At 64.2% G+C, this 18,258-nt stretch carries 16 protein-coding genes and 1 other RNA gene; 4 read left to right on the top strand and 13 right to left on the bottom strand.

What is annotated here, in order from left to right:
* The first annotated feature begins 60 nt into the window (after positions 1 to 60).
* Positions 61 to 306: a helix-turn-helix domain-containing protein gene (locus BN1120_RS16450; RefSeq protein ID WP_041213386.1), complete on the top strand. Its 246-nt coding sequence runs from the start codon at positions 61 to 63 to the stop codon at positions 304 to 306.
* Between the two features lie 124 nt (positions 307 to 430).
* On the opposite strand, the gene BN1120_RS16445 is transcribed toward BN1120_RS16450, so the two are convergent.
* Positions 431 to 1,180 (bottom strand): class I SAM-dependent methyltransferase, encoded by a 750-nt coding sequence (locus BN1120_RS16445; RefSeq protein ID WP_010675078.1) that lies wholly within the window; start codon positions 1,178 to 1,180, stop codon positions 431 to 433.
* A 228-nt stretch (positions 1,181 to 1,408) separates the two neighbouring features.
* Here BN1120_RS16445 and BN1120_RS16440 point away from each other — a divergent pair, with 228 nt between their 5' ends.
* Positions 1,409 to 1,894 carry a VOC family protein gene (locus BN1120_RS16440; RefSeq protein ID WP_042017031.1) on the top strand — a complete coding sequence of 162 codons (486 nt, stop codon included), beginning with the start codon at positions 1,409 to 1,411 and terminating at the stop codon, positions 1,892 to 1,894.
* Positions 1,895 to 1,981: 87 nt separating this feature from the next.
* Here the strand turns inward: BN1120_RS16440 and gcvP are convergent, their stop codons facing one another.
* From gcvP to BN1120_RS16410, 6 genes are all read right to left on the bottom strand, one after another.
* Positions 1,982 to 4,858, bottom strand: coding sequence for an aminomethyl-transferring glycine dehydrogenase (gene gcvP / locus BN1120_RS16435; RefSeq protein ID WP_042017030.1), 2,877 nt, complete (start codon positions 4,856 to 4,858; stop codon positions 1,982 to 1,984).
* Positions 4,859 to 5,090: 232 nt separating this feature from the next.
* A complete protein-coding gene (gcvH, locus tag BN1120_RS16430; protein WP_010675081.1) occupies positions 5,091 to 5,480 on the bottom strand; it encodes a glycine cleavage system protein GcvH in 390 nt (129 codons plus the stop codon).
* A 76-nt stretch (positions 5,481 to 5,556) separates the two neighbouring features.
* Positions 5,557 to 6,654: a glycine cleavage system aminomethyltransferase GcvT gene (gcvT, locus tag BN1120_RS16425; RefSeq protein WP_042017028.1), complete on the bottom strand. Its 1,098-nt coding sequence runs from the start codon at positions 6,652 to 6,654 to the stop codon at positions 5,557 to 5,559.
* 382 nt (positions 6,655 to 7,036) lie between these two features.
* Positions 7,037 to 8,257, bottom strand: coding sequence for an FAD-dependent 2-octaprenylphenol hydroxylase (locus BN1120_RS16420; RefSeq protein ID WP_010675083.1), 1,221 nt, complete (start codon positions 8,255 to 8,257; stop codon positions 7,037 to 7,039).
* 101 nt (positions 8,258 to 8,358) lie between these two features.
* Positions 8,359 to 9,582, bottom strand: coding sequence for a 2-octaprenyl-6-methoxyphenyl hydroxylase (ubiH, locus tag BN1120_RS16415; RefSeq protein WP_042017025.1), 1,224 nt, complete (start codon positions 9,580 to 9,582; stop codon positions 8,359 to 8,361).
* Positions 9,583 to 9,769: 187 nt separating this feature from the next.
* Positions 9,770 to 10,339, bottom strand: a complete 570-nt coding sequence (locus tag BN1120_RS16410; RefSeq protein ID WP_042017023.1) for a UPF0149 family protein — start codon at positions 10,337 to 10,339, stop codon at positions 9,770 to 9,772.
* A 173-nt stretch (positions 10,340 to 10,512) separates the two neighbouring features.
* Here BN1120_RS16410 and zapA point away from each other — a divergent pair, with 173 nt between their 5' ends.
* Both zapA and ssrS read left to right on the top strand, forming a co-directional pair.
* Complete coding sequence (zapA, locus tag BN1120_RS16405; RefSeq protein WP_010675086.1) at positions 10,513 to 10,845, top strand: cell division protein ZapA; 333 nt, start codon at positions 10,513 to 10,515, stop codon at positions 10,843 to 10,845.
* A gap of 16 nt (positions 10,846 to 10,861) precedes the next feature.
* Positions 10,862 to 11,044, top strand: a non-coding RNA gene (gene ssrS, locus BN1120_RS20995) — 6S RNA.
* Positions 11,045 to 11,177: 133 nt separating this feature from the next.
* Here the strand turns inward: ssrS and emrD are convergent.
* The 6 genes from emrD to BN1120_RS16375 all read right to left on the bottom strand — a co-directional run bounded on the left by emrD (position 11,178) and on the right by BN1120_RS16375 (position 18,227).
* Positions 11,178 to 12,377 (bottom strand): multidrug efflux MFS transporter EmrD, encoded by a 1,200-nt coding sequence (emrD, locus tag BN1120_RS16400; protein WP_039038746.1) that lies wholly within the window; start codon positions 12,375 to 12,377, stop codon positions 11,178 to 11,180.
* Positions 12,378 to 12,647: 270 nt separating this feature from the next.
* Positions 12,648 to 14,078, bottom strand: a complete 1,431-nt coding sequence (locus BN1120_RS16395; protein WP_042017021.1) for an ABC transporter ATP-binding protein — start codon at positions 14,076 to 14,078, stop codon at positions 12,648 to 12,650.
* Entirely contained in the window at positions 14,075 to 14,881 is an 807-nt protein-coding gene (locus BN1120_RS16390; RefSeq protein WP_010675089.1) for an ABC transporter permease, read from the bottom strand. The genes BN1120_RS16395 and BN1120_RS16390 overlap by 4 nt, the downstream gene beginning before the upstream one ends.
* A 2-nt stretch (positions 14,882 to 14,883) precedes the next feature.
* A complete protein-coding gene (locus BN1120_RS16385; RefSeq protein WP_042017019.1) occupies positions 14,884 to 15,846 on the bottom strand; it encodes an ABC transporter permease in 963 nt (320 codons plus the stop codon).
* Entirely contained in the window at positions 15,843 to 17,369 is a 1,527-nt protein-coding gene (locus BN1120_RS16380) for an ABC transporter substrate-binding protein (protein ID WP_080768072.1), read from the bottom strand. The genes BN1120_RS16385 and BN1120_RS16380 overlap by 4 nt, the downstream gene beginning before the upstream one ends.
* 195 nt (positions 17,370 to 17,564) lie before the next feature.
* Entirely contained in the window at positions 17,565 to 18,227 is a 663-nt protein-coding gene (locus tag BN1120_RS16375; RefSeq protein WP_041215003.1) for a glutathione S-transferase family protein, read from the bottom strand.
* Positions 18,228 to 18,258: the final 31 nt, after the last annotated feature.

The following is an 18,258-nucleotide window of genomic DNA, read 5'->3' as shown; positions in this document are numbered from 1 at the left end:
CCCGAATGCCCTCCCCCTGCGGGCTATGCTTGACGGGAACCCCACATGGAGATCCGAAAGATGAGACTCATGCTGTTGTTGTCCGCCCTGCTCTTTTGCGGCGGCGCCCTCGCCTTCCACTGCCCCATGGACATGAAGAAGATAGACGACGCCCTGGCCGCAGGCCCCGCCCTCAGTGCCGAGCAACTGGCCGAGGTGAAGCAGTTGAGGGCGGACGGAGAGACCCTGCACAACGCGGGCAAGCATCAGGAATCGGTCGATACCCTGGCCAAGGCCATGGCCATTCTCGGCATCGATCAGGGCTGATACCGCCCCTTCGCCGCGCGACGGTCTCTTTCGCATCGCCCGGATACAGACCGCCAAAATGCAACAAGGCCCTCGCCATCACTGGCGGGGGCCTTTTCACTGCGGATGTCAGCCCTGAACGGGGCTACACCCGGCCACTGTAGACCAGGGTGCAATAGTTGAAGGCTATCTTGCCGTCAACGGCATGGCGAGCAAACTCGCGGCGAACGAGCGCCGTCATCTGATCGTGGGCCGGCGTGCCCGCCACAGGCGCATAGGAGGAGGAGTTGAGCCGTCCAAGCACCCCGTCAAGATCGAATAGCTGGCTGTTCTCGAAGCGATCGAGCCGGTACTCCCCGGTGAAGAAGGCGCGAAAATCCGCCTCGCCGAGGTTGCGATGATTGACCTCCTCGTAATCCCCCGAGTAGGCGTGCAGCCCCTCTTCATAGGCCTTGAGAAACGGGGTGTTCGTCAGCCTGTCATTCCAGATGAGAGCGACCTGGCCACCGGGCTTGAGCAGCCGCTGGCACTCCTGCCGAAAAGCCGCGCGATCGAACCAGTGAAACGCCTGGGCGACCGTCACCAGATCCATCGCCCCCGTGGGCAGGCCCGTGGCTTCCGCACTGCCGTGCAGCCAGCCGATGTTCCCCACCTGGGCGAGCAGCCGTTTGGCGGCTGCCCGCATATCGTCGTTGGGCTCCACCGCCCAGACCCGCGCGACCCGGGGGGCCAGCAGGGCGGTCAGGATGCCGGTGCCCGCGCCGATGTCCGCCACCTGGGCCTCTGGCCCCATGGCCAGCTCCCTTGCCAGAAAATCCAGCATGGCGGCGGGATAACCGGGTCGATATTTCACATAGGCCTCGACCCGGGTCGAGAATCGCTGGGTACTGTCCATGGCAGACTCCTCTCTTGCTGCGGCCTTCATGCCGGCTCCCGGCCTGGTGACCAGGATCCCCATGCCACTACACTTGACCCCATCATGCAAGCCCCAAGCGGGTGGCAAACGGTGTACAGGCTGGCTTGCCACCCAGCAAAACAGCAGGCGCTGCGGGCGGCAGGATACCCATCTGGGCGCCCGCTCACGGGCGTCGAAGGACAAACACCAGGATGGAGCTGCGACACAATGAGACCAGTCAAGAACAGGATTTGCCTCTGGTATGACGGGGATGCCGAGGAGGCGGCACGGTTTTACGCCAGCCTCTTCCCCGACTCCGCCGTCGGTGCCGTACACCGGGCCCCGGCCGACTATCCCGCTGGCAAGAAAGGGGACGTGCTGACGGTCGAGTTCAGGGTGATGGGGATCCCCTGCCTCGGCCTCAACGGCGGGCCCGGGGTCAGCCACAACTGGGCCTTCTCGTTTCAGGTGGCTACCCAGGACCAGGCCGAGACGGATCGCTACTGGCACGCCATCATCGACAACGGCGGTCAGGCGAGCGAGTGCGGCTGGTGCCAGGACAAGTGGGGCATCTCCTGGCAGATCACTCCTCAGGTCCTCATCGAGGCGATAAGCGATCCCGACCCCGAGGCTGCGAGGCGCGCCTTCGAGGCCATGATGCAGATGGACAAGATTGACATTGCCACCATCGAGGCGGCGCGCCGGGGCGAGTAGCCCGTTCGCACGGGCGCCACACACAACAAGGCCACCCCTGGGGGTGGCCTTGTGCATATTGGCTGTCAGCCCTTCACGGCGCCGCGATTACTTGGCGTAATCCTCGGTGGGCACGCAGGAGCAGAACAGGTTGCGATCGCCATAGACGTCGTCGATGCGGTTGACCGACGGCCACAGCTTGCTGGCGCGCACCGCGTCGGACGGGAAGACCGCCTCGGCGCGGCTGTAGCCACGGTTCCACTCTGCATCCATCACGTCGTCCTGAGTGTGGGGCGCATGGACCAGGGGGTTGTCGGCAAGGCTCCAGTGACCGTCCTGCACCTTAGCAATCTCGGCACGGATGGCGGTCATGGCTTCCACGAAGCGATCCAGCTCGCGCTTGGATTCGGATTCGGTCGGCTCGACCATCAGGGTACCCGCTACCGGGAAGCTCATGGTCGGCGCGTGGAAGCCGTAGTCCATCAGGCGCTTGGCCACGTCCATCTCGCTGATGCCACTGGCTTCTTTGAGCGGGCGGATGTCCAGGATGCACTCGTGGGCCACCCGGCCGTTGCGACCTGTATAGAGCACGGGGAAGGACTCGCCGAGCTTCTTGGCCAGGTAGTTGGCGTTGAGGATGGCGACCTGGGTGGATTTCTTGAGCCCCTCGTCCCCCAGCATGGCGATGTACATCCAGCTAATGGGCAGGATGCTGGCCGAGCCGAACGGGGCGGCAGACACGGCGCCGTTGTCACGGCTCTCCTTGTCGGTCTTGACCACGGCGTGACCGGCCACAAACGGTGCCAGGTGTTTCTTCACGCCGATGGGGCCCATGCCCGGACCGCCACCGCCATGAGGAATGGCGAAGGTCTTGTGCAGGTTGAGGTGAGAGACGTCCGCGCCGATAAAGCCTGGTGCCGTCAGCCCGACCTGCGCGTTCATGTTGGCGCCGTCGAGGTACACCTGACCACCATACTGGTGAACGATGTCGCACACCTCCTTGATGGTCTCCTCGTACACCCCGTGGGTGGAGGGGTAGGTCACCATCAGGCAGGAGAGCTGGTCTCCGACCTCGGCGGCCTTGGCCCGCAGGTCGTCCAGATCCACGTTGCCGGCCTTGTCACAGGCGGTGACGATGACCTTGAGGCCCGCCATCTGGGCGGAGGCCGGGTTGGTGCCGTGGGCAGAGGCCGGGATGAGGCAGACATCGCGATGCCCCTCGCCGCGAGACTCGTGGTACTTCTTGATGGCCAAGAGGCCCGCGTATTCGCCCTGCGCGCCGGAGTTGGGCTGCATGCAGACCGCATCGTAGCCGGTCACCTTCACCAGCCAGTCTTCCAGATCTGCCAGCAGCAGCTGGTAGCCCTGGGTCTGCTTGAGCGGCGCGAAGGGGTGCAGCTTGCCGAATTCAGGCCAGGTCACCGGGATCATCTCGGCGGTGGCGTTGAGCTTCATGGTGCAGGAGCCCAGGGAAATCATGGCGTAGTTCAGGGCCAGATCTTTCGCTTCGAGACGGTGGATGTAGCGCAGCATCTCGGTCTCGGAGTGGTACTTGTTGAATACCTCGTGGGTCAGCACGGCGTCGGTGCGCAGCAGATCCTGCGGAATGGCGTGATGAGTCTGGGCGGCCTGGTCGAGGGCCTCCACATCGAGGCCGTGACCCGCCCCAAGGAACAGGTCGAACAGCTCGGCTACATCGCCTCGGGTGGTGGTTTCAGAGAGGGACACACCGACCGCACCGTCCAGATCCGCGCGCAGGTTGATGCCGAGCCCTTCGGCCTTGGCAATGAGTGCAGCTTTGTCCGACGTCAGTACTGTGAGGGTATCGAACCAGCTTCCGTGCTTGAGGGCCACGCCCTTGGCGGTAAGGCCGAGCGCCAGGATGGTGGTCAGACGGTGCACGCGGGAGGCGATGGTTTTCAGCCCCACCGGCCCGTGGTAGACGGCGTAGAAGCTCGCCATGTTGGCCAGCAGCACCTGGGCGGTACAGATGTTGGAGTTGGCCTTCTCGCGGCGGATGTGCTGCTCGCGGGTCTGCATGGCCATGCGCAGGGCGCTCTTGCCACGGGCATCCTTGGAAACGCCGATGATGCGACCCGGCATGGAGCGCTTGTAGGCATCGCGGGTGGCGAAGAAGGCGGCGTGGGGGCCACCGTAACCCATGGGCACACCGAAGCGCTGGGCACTGCCGAACACCACGTCGGCACCCAGTTCACCCGGGGATTTGAGCAGCAGCAGGGAGAGCATGTCGGTCCCGACGCAGGCCAGCCCCTTCTGGGCCTGGACGGCGGCAATGAGGGAACGCAGATCGGTCACATTGCCGGTGGTGCCCGGGTACTGGAACATGGCACCGAACACCTCTTCGCTCACGGCCTCGCTCGCAGGGCCGACCACCACATCGAAACCGAAGTGGACCGCGCGCTCCTTGACCACGTCGATCACCTGGGGGTGAACGTCGTCGGCCACGAAGAAGAGGTTGGATTTGGATTTGGCCATGCGCTTGGCCAGCGCCATGGCTTCGGCGGCGGCGGTGGCTTCATCGAGCAGGGAGGCGCTCGCCAGATCCATGCCGGTCAAGTCCAGGGTGAGCTGCTGGAAGTTGAGCAGGGCTTCGAGACGGCCCTGGGCCAGCTCGGGCTGATAGGGGGTGTAGGCGGTGTACCAGCCCGGGTTTTCCAGCACGTTGCGCAGGATGACGTGGGGCACGTGGGTGTCGTGGTAGCCCATGCCGATGTAGCTCTTGGCGATCTGGTTCTTGGCCGCATAGCCCTTGAGCTTGGCCAGGGCCTCCACTTCGGTCATGGGGGCGCCGATACCAAGCGGCCCCGGACGACGGATGGCGGCGGGGACCGTCTGCTCAATCAGAGCGTCCAGGCTCTCGGCACCCACGGTGGCGAGCAGGGCCCGCAGTTCTTCCTCACCCGGGCCGATATGACGGCGGATGAAATCGGTTTTTTGCTCGAGTTCAAACAGTGACTGGGTCATTTCCCTATTTCCTGGTAATAGGTCCTGGCATGACATCCTGATAACCAAGACCTGATGTTCCTGTAGCCGGTCGATACCGGCTCCACTCATGTTCTGTGTCCGCCGCGGGCAGACGGGGAATGCGGCAAGGGCATCCCGAAGGCGCAAAGGCTGCGCCCATCCTGCAACCGCCATGGCCGCAGGATGGCAGTCATACAAGAGGGCCCTGCTGTGTTGGCAGGGCCCGGGGGCATTACTCTTCGTCCACCACGTTCTGGTAGCCTTCGGCATCCAGCAGGTTGGCGAGCTCGCCCGCGTCGTCCAGCTTGATGCGGAACAGCCAGCCGGCGCCGTAGGGGTCGGAGTTGACCAGCTCGGGGCTGCCTTCCAGCTCTTCGTTGACGGCCAGGATCTCGCCGCTCACCGGGCTGTAGATGTCGGAGGCGGCCTTGACGGACTCCGCCACGGCGCAATCTTCACCGGCGCTCACCTGCTTGCCCACTTCCGGCAGATCGACGAACACCATGTCCCCCAGCAGATCCTGGGCGTGCTCGGTGATGCCGACCACGGCTTCGCCGTTGGCTTCAACACGGACCCACTCGTGGGAGGTGGCATATTTCAGTTCGCTCGGGATATGGCTCATTTGTGCTTCCTTTATGCTCTTGGATCGCTTCAACAAAAATGGGGCGGCGAAGGTCAACCCTCGCCGCCATCAATGATTACACCAACGGCTGGCCGTTGCGCACGAAGGCCGGCTTGGTGACTTTCACGGTGACCTGCTTCTTGCGGATCTCCACCTGGGCCTGTTCGCCGATATCACGGGGCACCCGCGCCAGGGCAATGCTGTAACCCAGGGTGGGCGAGAAGGAGCCGGAGGTGATCACCCCTTCCCGTGTCTCGCCGCTCTCGCTGGTGAAGGTGACCGGCATGCCGGCACGCAGCACGCCCTTTTCTTCCATCACCAGACCCACCAGCTTGGGCTGGTTGCCGGCGGCCTTCTGGGCTTCCAGGGCGGCGCGGCCGATGAATTGGCGGGAGGCAGGCTCCCAGGCCAGGGTCCAGGCCATGTTGGCGGCGAGCGGAGAGATTGTCTCGTCCATGTCCTGACCGTAGAGGTTCATGCCCGCTTCCAGGCGCAGGGTATCACGGGCTCCCAGGCCACAAGGGGCCACGCCGTTGTCCAGCAGGGCCTGCCACAGATCGCACGCCTTCTCTTGGGGGACCACGATCTCGTAGCCATCTTCGCCGGTGTAGCCGGTGGTGGCGATGAAGAGATCCCCGGCCTGCACACCGAAGAAGGGCTTCATGCCTTCGACCGCCCCATTCTGCTCGGGGGTGAACACCTTGGCCGCCTTGGCCTTGGCGTGGGGGCCCTGCACCGCGATCATGGCAAGCTCGGGGCGCTCGGTCACGCTCACGGCAAAGTCGATGGCGTGATGGCGGATCCAGGCCAGATCCTTCTCGCGGGTGGCGGAGTTCACCACCAGGCGGTAGAAGGTATCGGTCAGGAAATAGGTGATGAGGTCATCGATGACGCCGCCTTCCGGATTGAGCATGCCACTGTAGAGGGCCTTGCCGGGGACGGTAAGTTTGGCCACGTCGTTGGCCAGCAGGTGTTGCAGGAAGGCTTTGACCCGCTCGCCGGTCAAATCGACGATGGTCATGTGGGAGACATCGAACATGCCTGCATCGGTGCGCACCACATGGTGCTCTTCCAACTGGGAACCGTAGTTGATGGGCATCTCCCAACCGTGGAAGTCCACCATCTTGGCACCCGCTTCCAGGTGTTTCGGATGCAATACAGTAGTCTGGATCATCGCTGTGTTTCCTTAAGCGTTCGCGACAACACTCGCAATCCGCCCCGGCTCGTCGGGAACTACGGACCACAAGCTCTGTGCTCGTTCCCGCCCGGGCGGGCAGGAGTGATTCCTTGAACGGAGCGGATTATATGACAAGCGTGCCGGGGCACCGCTCAAAAAAAACTAATCCTCACCCAACTCACTGACACCAGACACTAAGGCAAAAACAGTGATAAAAACAGCCAAAACCGCGCCACTGCGGGATTTAATGTTGATTTTTACCGTCCCGTCACAATTTACAGAAAAACGTTTCGCTTCTCGCCAACATTAAAGGCTGACACCCCGAAGGGGCATCTCGCCCTGTCAGATTAGTTTTTTTTGTTAAAACCCCGGGGTAATATTAGATTTTTTCACCTTTGGCCAGGGTGGGCAGCTCCCCATCCAGCCCCATGGCGGCCCGGATCATGCCCTGCTTGAGGGGACCAAGACCGTCGACGGCGCGAAGCCCCACCCCGCGCACCAGCTTCTTGAGGGGGTTGCTGCCCGCAAACAGTCGCTTGAGCCCCTCCATGGCCGCCAGCATGCGCGCCGCCTCGCTCTTGCGCCAGCGCTCATAGCCCCGCAGGTTGGCGAGCAGGCCGATGTCCGCGCCCTTGCCGTGATGAATGAGGATCTGCTCCGCCAGGGCGGCGGCATCCAGCAAGCCCAGATTCACCCCCTGCCCCGCCAGCGGGTGGATGGTGTGGGCCGCATCCCCCACCAGCACCAGGCGCTCGCGGGCAAAGTCGCGGGCGTAGCGGGCGGTCAGCGGAATGGCGCTGCGAGCCCCCTCCACCTTGCACAGCCCGAGGCGCCCATCAAAGGCGGCGGTGAGCTGGCGGTTGAAGCCGTCGTCATCCAGGGCGCAGAGCGCCTCGGCGCGGGCCGCGGGCACAGACCACACGATGGAGCAGAGGTCGGGCTGCCACAAGGGCAGGAAGGCGAGGGGCCCCTGGGGGGTGAAGATCTGGCGCGCCACCGCCTCATGGGGCTCGGCACAACGCACCGTCGCCACCAGGGCGTGATGACCGTAATCCCAGCTGGTGAGGGGAATGTCTGCCTGACGGCGCACCCAGGAGTGGGCGCCGTCGGCGGCCACCACCAGCTTGGCCGAGAGGGCCTGGCCATCTTCCAGCAGCAGCAGGGCGCCCGCTGGCCCGCACTGCAGGCTGGTGGCCCGGGCCGGGGTCAGCATCTGGATATTGCTGGCCCCCGCGATGGCGTCCAGCAGCGCAAGCTGGATCACCCGGTTCTCGACGATGTGGCCAAGGGCCCCCTGACGCAGGCTGGCAGCATCGAAATCGATGTGGCCGAAACTGTCCTGCTCCCACACCTGCATCTTCTCGTAGGGCTGCAGGCGGCGCGCCACTATGCCGTCCCAGGCGCCGACCCCTTGCAGGATGTGCTGACTCGCGAGGCTCAGGGCACTGACCCTGTTGTCCGGCGTCTCACCGAGCGTTGCATCGGGCAGCCGGCCTTCCACGATGGCCACCTTGATCGCCCGGTTCTTGAGGGCGGCAGCGAGCCCCAGGCCCACCATGCCCCCCCCCACGATCACCACATCCACATCTTGCATCTGCATTCTCTTGTGTCCTTTCCGGGCGGGTCGCCAGGATCTGCGAGGCGACGCCCACAGGCGTGCCTCTTGCTCGAAATCGTCTTTGCCGCCCAGGGCGACAGCGCTTATTGGCCGCACACCTCGCCCACGAATCCCAGGGTGCGGGAGGCGAGCGGTGCCTTGAGCCAGGGCACTCTGCCCATCAGGGAGAGCGCCAGATTGCGACCCACCACCAGGGGAGCGTGATGGTTTGAGAAGAGCTGGGCCAGGGAGGACGTGAGCCAGACGGTCTGGGCCTGATCGTCCCGCCGCTGCTGCCAGTAGCCGCTTAGCACCTCAAAGCCGCCGATGTCTTCCCCCGCCGCGAGCGCACGGGCCAGGGTCCGGGTCAGCACATCCAGATCCCGCATGCCGAGGTTGAACCCCTGACCGGCGATGGGGTGCAGCAGGTGGGCGGCGTTGCCCACCAGCACGGTACGCTGGGCCAGGGGATAGTCGGCCACCGTCAGCACCAGCGGATAGAGGTGGCGCACGCCGGTACGCTCGATGCGCCCGAGGCGCCAGCCAAAGGCCTGCTGCAGACGGGCGAGAAAGGCGGCGTCATCCAGTGCAAGCAGCACCTGTGCCTCGTCCCGCGGGACGCTCCACACCAGGGAAGAGAGGCCGTCCTGCATGGGCAGCAGGGCCAGCGGCCCTCCGTCGGTAAAGCGCTCGAAGGCCCGTCCGGCGGGATCCTCGGCGGTCTTGACGGTGGCGATGATGGCGCTCTGACCATAATCGTGGCGACTGACCGGCATCTTGAAATGCTGGCGCACGAAGGAGTGGCCCCCGTCGGCCGCCACCAGCAGCCGGGTGCGGTAGCGCGCGCCCCCCTCCAGGGCGAGCGTCACTCCCCCCTCGTCGGGGTCGATGGCCTCAAGCCTGGCCGGGCACAACATACGGATCTGCGGGCAGGCGGCGATCGCCTCTTGCAGCACGATGCCCGCCGCCGACAGCTCGATCACCTGACCGAGGGCGGGCAGGCCATACTCCGCCGCCGACAGCCGGGTCTGGCCGCAGTGGCCCCGATCCGACACATGGATATGGGTGATGGGGGAGCAGTGGGGCGCCAGGTGCGGCCAGAGGCCGTGACGGGCCAGCGCCTCGCAGGTACCGGCGGAAAGCGCGATTGCACGGGCATCGAAACCGGGATGAGCATTGAGCTCGGGCGCACTCGCCTCCAGCAGCAGGATCTGCAGGGGGGCGCCATCCTGTCCTTTCAGGGCGGCAAGGGAGAGGGCCAGCACGGCACCGCTCATACCACCGCCGACGATAGCCACGTCGACGTGAACCAGATCAGATTGAGACATGAGAAGAGGGCATAGGCGAAAAAACGTGGGCCAATCCTACCACAAAGGTGGCGGACGGGATGCGAAGCCACGGGCAAAAAACCGCTTTGGCACCATGGGTTAGCAGAGTACCTCCCCTGCTCTCGCCCCTTGTAAAACAGAAAGAGCGCCGTGATGCGCTCTTTCATTGACCCGCTGGGCGGGCAGATCAGTGCAGGGTCGGCGGCGTGCTCGGCGCGGCAGGGCGCTTGCCAAACTCCTCGAACGCCATCATGACTCCGAGGCGCACGTGTTCGTAGAGCACCAGGAAGGAGGCTTCGTTCTCTTCATCTTCCTGATCGAACTCGGCAGAGACCTGGGTGATGCTGGCGATGTCCTGAATCACCTCCTGCAGCTCTTCGGATGCCTTGGAGAGCTCCTGTTGGACCACGCCAAAGCCGGCCAGGAAGGCCTGGGACCAGTCCACCAGCGAGTCGATGCGCTCATCGAGCGGCGCCTCGTCGCTTGGCAGCAGCAGCTCGACGCCCTTTTGTGCCATCAGGCTCTCGATCACCTCGTGATAGAGGTCGGTCATCACCTGGCGCACCGGTGCCGGCAGACCGAAACCGTCGTTGATCAGATCATTGAAATGGGGCTGCCAGCTTTTGTCGTCCAGGGCCACGCCACCGCACACCAGGCCGCAGATCACGCCATGGGCCTCGACGGCCGTCGCCATGAGGTCGTGCTGTGCCATCAGGTCCGCCACGGCGGCGTATTTCAGGGGGTTTGTTTTGCTCATCTAGGATCCGCTCAAAGTTCAGGCAAATATGCAGAATTTATGGCCGAGATCCTAGCATTCTCCCCCTGCCAGAGCCAGCAAGGCCTTGAAACTTCTGCATCTGCGCTATATAGTCCCGCCCAGTTGTCCACGTGGATAAAGGCGGAAATCAGCCCCGCCGTATTGAGGAAGGCATGAGCATAGAGGCCGTAGAAATCGTCATTCTGGGACGTCCCTACAAGGTGTCCTGTCCCCTGGGACAACAAGATGCCCTGCGCCAGGCCGCCGACCAGCTGACCGACAAGCTCATCGAGCTTCGTCAACGTTCCAAGGTCTCCAGCAACGAACAGCTGGCCGTCATGGCAGCGCTCAATTTCTGTCATGAGCTCTGCCTTGAAAAAGAGAAAAACCACCAATACTCTGAGACCATGGACAAGCGGATCAAGATGCTGCAACGCACCATCGAAGCCGCCTTGATCGAGCACGGACAATACGGTGAATCCAGCGAAGAGGCGCAACAGCCCTAATCGCACCGAGTTTTGAAATTCCCTGGAGTGTTTGTCAGCCGGTTCAAGTCCCCGAGCCGATATTCATACCAAACAGGGGGTCTGCCTTCTGGCTATTGAGCATGCTCGGCCCGACCGAGAAGCCTGCGGCCAGATTAGATCTCCGCCTTGAACCGACGGTTCAAGGGCCCAAACCGGCAACGGCATCTCCGGGGTACCTACCCAAAAAGGCCCGTCATCACGACGGGCTTTTTCTTTGCCTGCGCGGCAACTCCCTTCCACTCGCCTGCGGCGTCTCGCCACCCGGCAGGAGGCAGTAAAAAGCCCGCCAACGGGGCGGGCTCTTGGCCGTGTCAGACGGCCATCTGCTCGTGGGGCGCGCCGTGGTGGCGCAGCCACACAAAGCTCAAGGCCACGATCAGCACCATCACCGTCATGATGGCCCCCAGGGTCACCTGCCCCGTCATCGGGAAGCTGGCGGCCAGCAGGGTTACCACGCCAGCCCCCAGATTCTGCATGCCCCCGAGCACGGCTCCCGCAGTGCCGGCCTGGCCCGGGAAGGGCTCGATGGCACAGGAGGTGGCGGTCGGATAGAGAATGCCGCTGCCAATGAAGTAGACCGCAGCCCCGCCCACCAGGGAGGCAGCGCTCACCATGCCGAGCAGCCCGGGTACCAGGATGATGAGCGACCCCAGGGCCAGGAAGGCGATGCCAAGGCGCATCAGCTTGCCCTGGCTCAGGCGAAAACTCAGTCTGGCGGAGAGCCAGGCGCCGAACAGATAACCGGGCAGCGGCAGCACGAACAGCACGCTGACGGTGCGGGCACTCAGCTTGAGCACGTCCCCCAGCAACACCCCGGCCGCCGCCTCGAACACCGCGAGGCCGGCAAAGGTGGCCATCAGACAGAGCAGGTTGCCCTGAAAGCGCGGGTTGCCGAGCACATGACGATAGGCGGCGCCCACCCGCAGCGAATGCTGGCGGGCGGATGCTGGCAGCGTCTCGCCAAACCAGGCCAGCAGCGCCAGGGTGGTCAGGGCACCAAAACCGAACAGGAACCAGTAGCCGGCACGCCAGTTGAACAGCTCGGTGAGCCAGCCGCCCAGCACAGGTGCCAACAGAGGGGAGAAGATGACGCCCATGCTTACCAGGCTGTTGGCACGGTTGAGCTCGGCGCCACTGTAACGGTCGCGCATCACGGTCCGGCTCATGGCGCCCCCTGCCCCGGTGCCCAGCCCCTGGATCAGGCTGCCCGCCAGCAAGGCGGTGAAGCTCGGGATCAGCTGGATGGTGAGGGTGCCGACCAGGAAGATCATCATGCCGATGATGAGCACAGGGCGACGACCGATGCGATCCGACAAGGGGCCATAAACGAACTGGGAGAGGCCGTAGGGAATGAGGTAGCAGGCCATCACCGCCTGCAGCTGGCCGGAGGCCACATGGAAGTCCCCCGCCATCATGGGAATGGAGGGCACATAGAGGGTCTGGGTCATCTGACCCACGGCGACCATCAGAATGGTCAGGAAAAACAGGGGATAGAAGCTGTGCCGATACATATCTCGTCCGAAAAAGATCAAAAAGCCGCCACCCTCCGGGCAGGGATCTGCAGGAGGTGTCTGACAAAGGTCGTTGAAGAGGAACAAGGCGGAGGACCCGCACCCGCCAGCAGCAGGACGCTCTCTGGCTTACGACAATCTTAGTGATTCATATCACAAAAAACGAACGAAACTTTATAATCTGCTTACCCAAGTTTTTCTAATGCGACGGGGCCCAAGGCCCCGTCACTGTCATCTCATCATGGGGGAAGGATTCATCCTGTCCCCTCTTTACCCCACTCTTCTCACCTCGGCCGACGCGCCTTCGAACATGGGGGAACCTACCTCCCCCAGTCTCAGACAACGAGGGGCAACCTTGCCGGCCAGCCCCTCGTCATGGGTCACCAGCAGCAGGGCGCAGCCTATCTCTCCCAGTTCCTCCAGCATACAGGCGATGGTCTGTTGCTGGCTCAAGGGATCGAGCCGGGACGTGGGCTCATCGGCGAACAGCAGCACAGGGCGCAGCAGCAGGGCCCGGATAAGCGACAGCCGCTGCAGCTCCCCTCCCGAGACCTGGTTTGGCAGGCGCGTCAGCAGCCGTTCATCCAGCCCCAACCGGGCCAGATAGTCGACAAGCCGATGGCGAGGCAGCCTGTGCAGACGCAGCACATCATCGAACTGGGTGGCGAGGCGCACCCGGCTGGCAAAGGCCTGCACCGGATCCTGATAGAGCTTCTGCCAGCGGCAGGGGGCTACCCCTTCCCGTCGCAGCACCTCCCCTTGCAGGGGGCGTTGCAGACCCAGCAGCACGTTGCCGAGGGTGCTCTTGCCCGCGCCGCTCGGCGCCATGATGGCCATTCGCTCCCCTTGCGCCAGGGCAAGGTCGAGCCCCGTGAACAGGGGTTGCTCCCCATATCCCATGGCAAGCCCCTTTCCGCGGATGAGCCAGTCTCCGGTGGGAGGGACAGCCGCCTCGGGCCAGGCGGAGGGCTCCGCCGCCAGCAGGGCCCGGGTATAGGCATGGGATGGCGTGTGCAGCACACGCTCGGCGGGCCCCTGCTCCACGATCTCTCCTCCCTTGACCACCAGCACCCAGCCCCCCAATGCGCGAGCCAGGGAGAGATCATGGGTGATGGTCAGCAGATGGCGTCCACGGGCCAGGTAGCCCAGCAACAAGGCACCCAGCCTGGCTGCGGCCCGGCTGTCGAGCCCCTTGGTGGGCTCGTCGGCCACCAGCAGACGGGCCTCCCCCAGGGTGGCGGCGGCAAAGGCCGCACGCTGGGCCATGCCTCCCGAGAGCTGGTGTACAAAGGCGCCCTCCCGCCCGGCCAGTCCAAGCCGCTCGAGGGCGGCGCGGGCCCGCGATCGGGCCTCCTTGCCCCCTGGCAGCCACCCCTCCTCCACCTGGGCAAGCAACCCCATGGTGGGATCCAGCGCCAGCACCGGCTCCTGGGGCAACATCGCCAGCTCCCGCCCCCAGAGAGTGCGCAGGCGAGGCGTGTCGGCCAGGTTGTGATGGCGGCCACCCGACACCATCTCACCCCGGCCTGTCAGAGGGGCTGGCAAGGTCCCCATCAGGGCATGAGCCAACAGGGATTTGCCCGAACCGCTCTCCCCGATCAGGGTCAGGGCGGTGCCGGGATGAATGGTGAAATCCAGCGCCTGCAACAGGGTTTTCTGGCCATCATCGACCTGCAACCCCTTGATTTTAATGGCCGTCATGAGGTGGCTCCTTGTGAAGATGGCATGTCAAGGCCGCGCGTCTGATGAAGCAGCACCAGGGCCAGCAACATCAGCCCCATGACAAGAATGGGGGCCAGTAGCAGACGGGGAGCCTCCTGATAGTGGGGCAGCGCCTCCGTCATCATCAGCCCCAGCTCCGGCGTGGGCGGCTGAATGCCGACGCCGACAAAGCCCAGGGTAGAGAGGGTTAGAATGGCACCCGCTAGGCCGAAGGCCATCATGGTGAGCAACTGGGGGGCGAGCTCGGGCCAGAGATGGCGCCGCACCACATGGGCATGGCCGAATCCCAGCAGACGGGACGCCTCCACCTGGGGCGAGGCGAGCAGCCCCCGGCTGCGGGCACGCACCACCCGGTAATACTCCACCCACTGGGCCATGGCCAACCCGAGATAGAGGATGGCAAAGCCACCCTGGGCCATGGCGGAGAAGAGCAGCACCAGCAACAGGCCTGGCAGGGCCAGCACGCCGTCGGCCAGGCTGCGCAACAGACCGTCGACCCAGCCGCCGCGCCAGGCCGAAAGCCAGCCCAGCAATGAGCCCAGCAGCGCCGCCGTGATGACGCACAGCAGTCCCAACAGCAGGGAGAGCCGGGTCGCCGCCGCGAGGCGCGCCATCAGGCTGCGCCCCATCTGATCCCGCCCGAGGGGCTCCTGCCAGGAGGGATCAGCCAGAAACTGTGCCAGATCCTGAGCCGCCGGATCGGGCCAGAGCACGGGGCCCAGCAGGGCAAACAGCACCACCAGCAGGAGCAGGCCCAGCCCCGTTTTGACAGACAACGACATGATCAGGACTCCTTGGGACCGCGGGGGTCAATGGCAAGACAAAGCAGATCGGTGAGGGTATTGAGCAGCACGAAGAGCACCGCCAGCACCAGCACTGTCCCCTGAACCATGGGGATGTCGCGCCAGAAGATGGCGTGCACCAGCGCATGGCCGATCCCGGGCCAGGCAAACAGGCTCTCGACCACCACGACCCCCTCGATGAGCAGCACCAGTTGCACGCTGGTATAGGTGATGATGCTGACCCCGGTGTTGCGCAGACCGTGACGCCAGAAAACCCGGGCCGGCGAAAGCCCCTTGGTGAGGGCAAATCGGTAATAACCGGACTGCACCACGGTGAGCACGCTTTCACGCACCACCCGGGAGAGCACGCCGGAGAGCCCCAATCCCAGGGTCAGGGCGGGCAGCAGCAGGTTGCTCCCCTCCCCGTGCCCTGCCGCACTGACCCAACCCAGCTCCACCGAGAGCATCACCATGAGCACCAGGCCGAGCAAGAAGGGGGGCAACGCACGCATCAGCACGCTCCAGCCCAGGGTCAGGCGATCACACCATCCCCCCGGGCGCAGCGCACTCAGGCTGCCAAGCGGCAGCGCCACCACCAGCGCCAGCACCACGGAGGCGCTCGCGAGCGTCAGGGTGGCGCCCAGGTGATGACCCACGTCGGTGGCGACCGGTGCGCCCGTCACCAGGGAGCTGCCGAGATCCCCTTGCAGCAAGGCCCACAGCCAGTCGCCAAAACGGGCAAGGGCCGAGCCGGCCAGCCCCAGCTCACTGCGCACCGCGTTGGCCGCCTCGGCGGTGACATAGTCATAGCCATAACGACCCGCCGCGATGCGAAAGGCGATGTCTCCGGGCAGGGACTGCACCATCAGAAAACAGAGTCCGGCCACCAGCAGGGCAACCACCAGCGCCTGCACCAGACGCTGACCCAGTATCCCCATGACGCGAGACAAGGGTGTCGCTGTCATCGTGCGCTCCATGTCAACTTGTCCAGGCCATAGCTGCGCTCCTGGGGATCGAGTTCAAATCCCTCCAGCCCCCGACTGACCGCCGCGCTCTGGCGGTACCAGGCGATGGGCAGGAGCGGCAACTCCTGTTGCAATGTCGTGGCTATCTCCCGGCGAGCCGCGGCGGCGTCTGTGGGCGACAAGGCTTGCGTGGCAAGGCGGGTCAGTGTTTGCGTCATAGCTGGGGAGTGCCAGTTCATCACCCCCCAGTCCGCACCGGCAGGGGCCAAGTCCCCCAGCAACGTGACCAGGGGATCCGGTACCAGGGCATAATTGCGGGCGTAGAGACCAAGCTGGAGGGAGCCGTCCTGATGGCCCGCCGGGATCTCGCTCGAGTTGCCCACCGCCACCTTGAGCTCCACCCCTACCGCCTTCCACTGCGCCTGCAGTGCCGTGGCGAGGAGCGGCAGCTCCGGACGGTCAGGGAAGGTACGCAGGGTCAGGGCGAAGCGCTCTTCCCCCTTGCGCAGCACACCGTCCTCCCCCGGCTGCCAGCCTGCCGCCGCGAAGGCCGCCCGGGCCGCCTTGATGTCATAGGCAAGCGGCGTCAACCCGAGCTGGTGCCACTCCCCCAGAGTGGGAGGAAAGAGCTGGGTTGCCGCCATCTCTGGATCCCGCAGCAGGGCGGCTGCCATACCACGACGATCGATGGCGAGACTCAGGGCACGGCGCACCACCGGATCGCTCAGACGGGGATCGGCGCCATTGAGCTTGAGCTGGATGGTCCGTGGCAGGGTGACCGAGGCGATGGAGACCCGTGACGCCTGCTGCAAGCGGCGGATGCTGACCGGATCCAGCCCCCAGGCGATGTCGGCCTGACCGCTCTCGGCCATCAGGGTGCGGCTCTCTGCGCGCCCCACCGTCAGGTAGCTGACCTCCTCGATTGCGGGCCTGGCCCCCTGCCAGCCGTCGAAACGCACAGTCTCTATCCGCTGGGGTTGTTGCAGGCGGGTGATGCGGTAGGGGCCAGAGCCTATCACCTGGGTTACCTCTCCCTTGGCATCGTAGGCGGCCTTCGCCAGGATCTGGGTGCTGGGGTGGGCCAACACGGCCGGCAGGGAGGCGAAGGGTTCGCTCAGGGTGACCTTCAAGACGCCATCTCCAGACCCGATGGACGCAATGGGAGCACTGGTCATCACGCCGGGCTTGCGCCAGGCCTGTTGCAGGGCAAAAGCGGCCTGCTCGGCGCTCACCTCGCTGCCATCGTGAAAACGGGCCCCGGGGCGCAACGTGAATTGCCACTGCAGACCGTCATCGCTACGCGACCACTCACTGGCAAGCCCGGGTTGCAGATTGCCTTTCCCATCGACATCTACCAGGGTCTCCGCCACCTGCATGCGAGTAAAGAAGACCCCGTTGCTGGCGGGGTCGACACTGTGGATCTCCCAGGGCCCCACCATGGCAAGCGGTTTGCCGTCGACTGCTGTCGTTCCTGCCATCAGAGCCAGGGCGAACCACCCGGCTGCGGTGCATTTTTTTGTCATCCTTTCCATCCAAGCTTCATGTTCATCAACCAAAGAGGTGGCGTTATAACATAACAATTAATCAGGGAGAATGACTTTTGATTTTTGATAAATGGCTTATTTGAAAGACAAAAAGCGACTGCGATGCAGATCGTCAAACAACGGGGAGTCAAAGGGGAATAAAAAAGATGGCCCGTCAGGGCCATCATGATGGTGTCAGCGAGTCACCATCTGCTGCGCCCGCTTGACCTGATCCTCGGGGCTCTCATTGCGCGGTGGAATGGTGATGCCCTTCTGGCAGGCGGGCCTGGCTTCCATGCGTGCCATCCAGGCCTGCAAATGCACCAACCCCTCGATGGAGATACCACTCCAGTCGTGGATGCGCACCCAGGGCCAGGTAGCGATGTCGGCGATGCTGTACTCGTCTGCCAGATACTCATGGTGTGCCAGATGACCGTCGAGCACCTCGAACAGGCGTCGCCCCTCCTTCTGGTAACGCTCGATGGCGGCCGGGATCTTCTCGGGGAAATAGCGATAGAAGACGTTGGCCTGCCCCATCATGGGACCGACGCCCCCCATCTGGAACATCAGCCACTGGATGGCCTGGGAGCGGCGCTTGGGATCCTGTGGCAGCAACTTGCCGGTTTTTTCCGCCAGATAGAGAAGGATGGCGCCGGACTCGAACACTGCGAAGTCACCATTGTCCCGATCGACGATGGCCGGGATGCGGCCATTGGGGTTGATGGCCAGGAACTCGGGCTTCTTCTGCTCCATGGTCGCGAAATCAAGGGGAATGACCTTGTAGGGCAGCCCCAGCTCTTCGAGGGCGATCGACACCTTGAACCCGTTGGGCGTGGCGGCAGTGTACAACTCTATCATCTTGGACTCCTTGAACGTTCAGAGGAAAGGA

Origin of the sequence: Aeromonas caviae (assembly GCF_000819785.1) — a bacterium.
GTDB lineage: Bacteria > Pseudomonadota > Gammaproteobacteria > Enterobacterales > Aeromonadaceae > Aeromonas > Aeromonas caviae.
The sequence above is the reverse complement of the archived record's forward strand: the minus strand, read 5'-3'. Positions and strand labels throughout refer to the sequence as shown.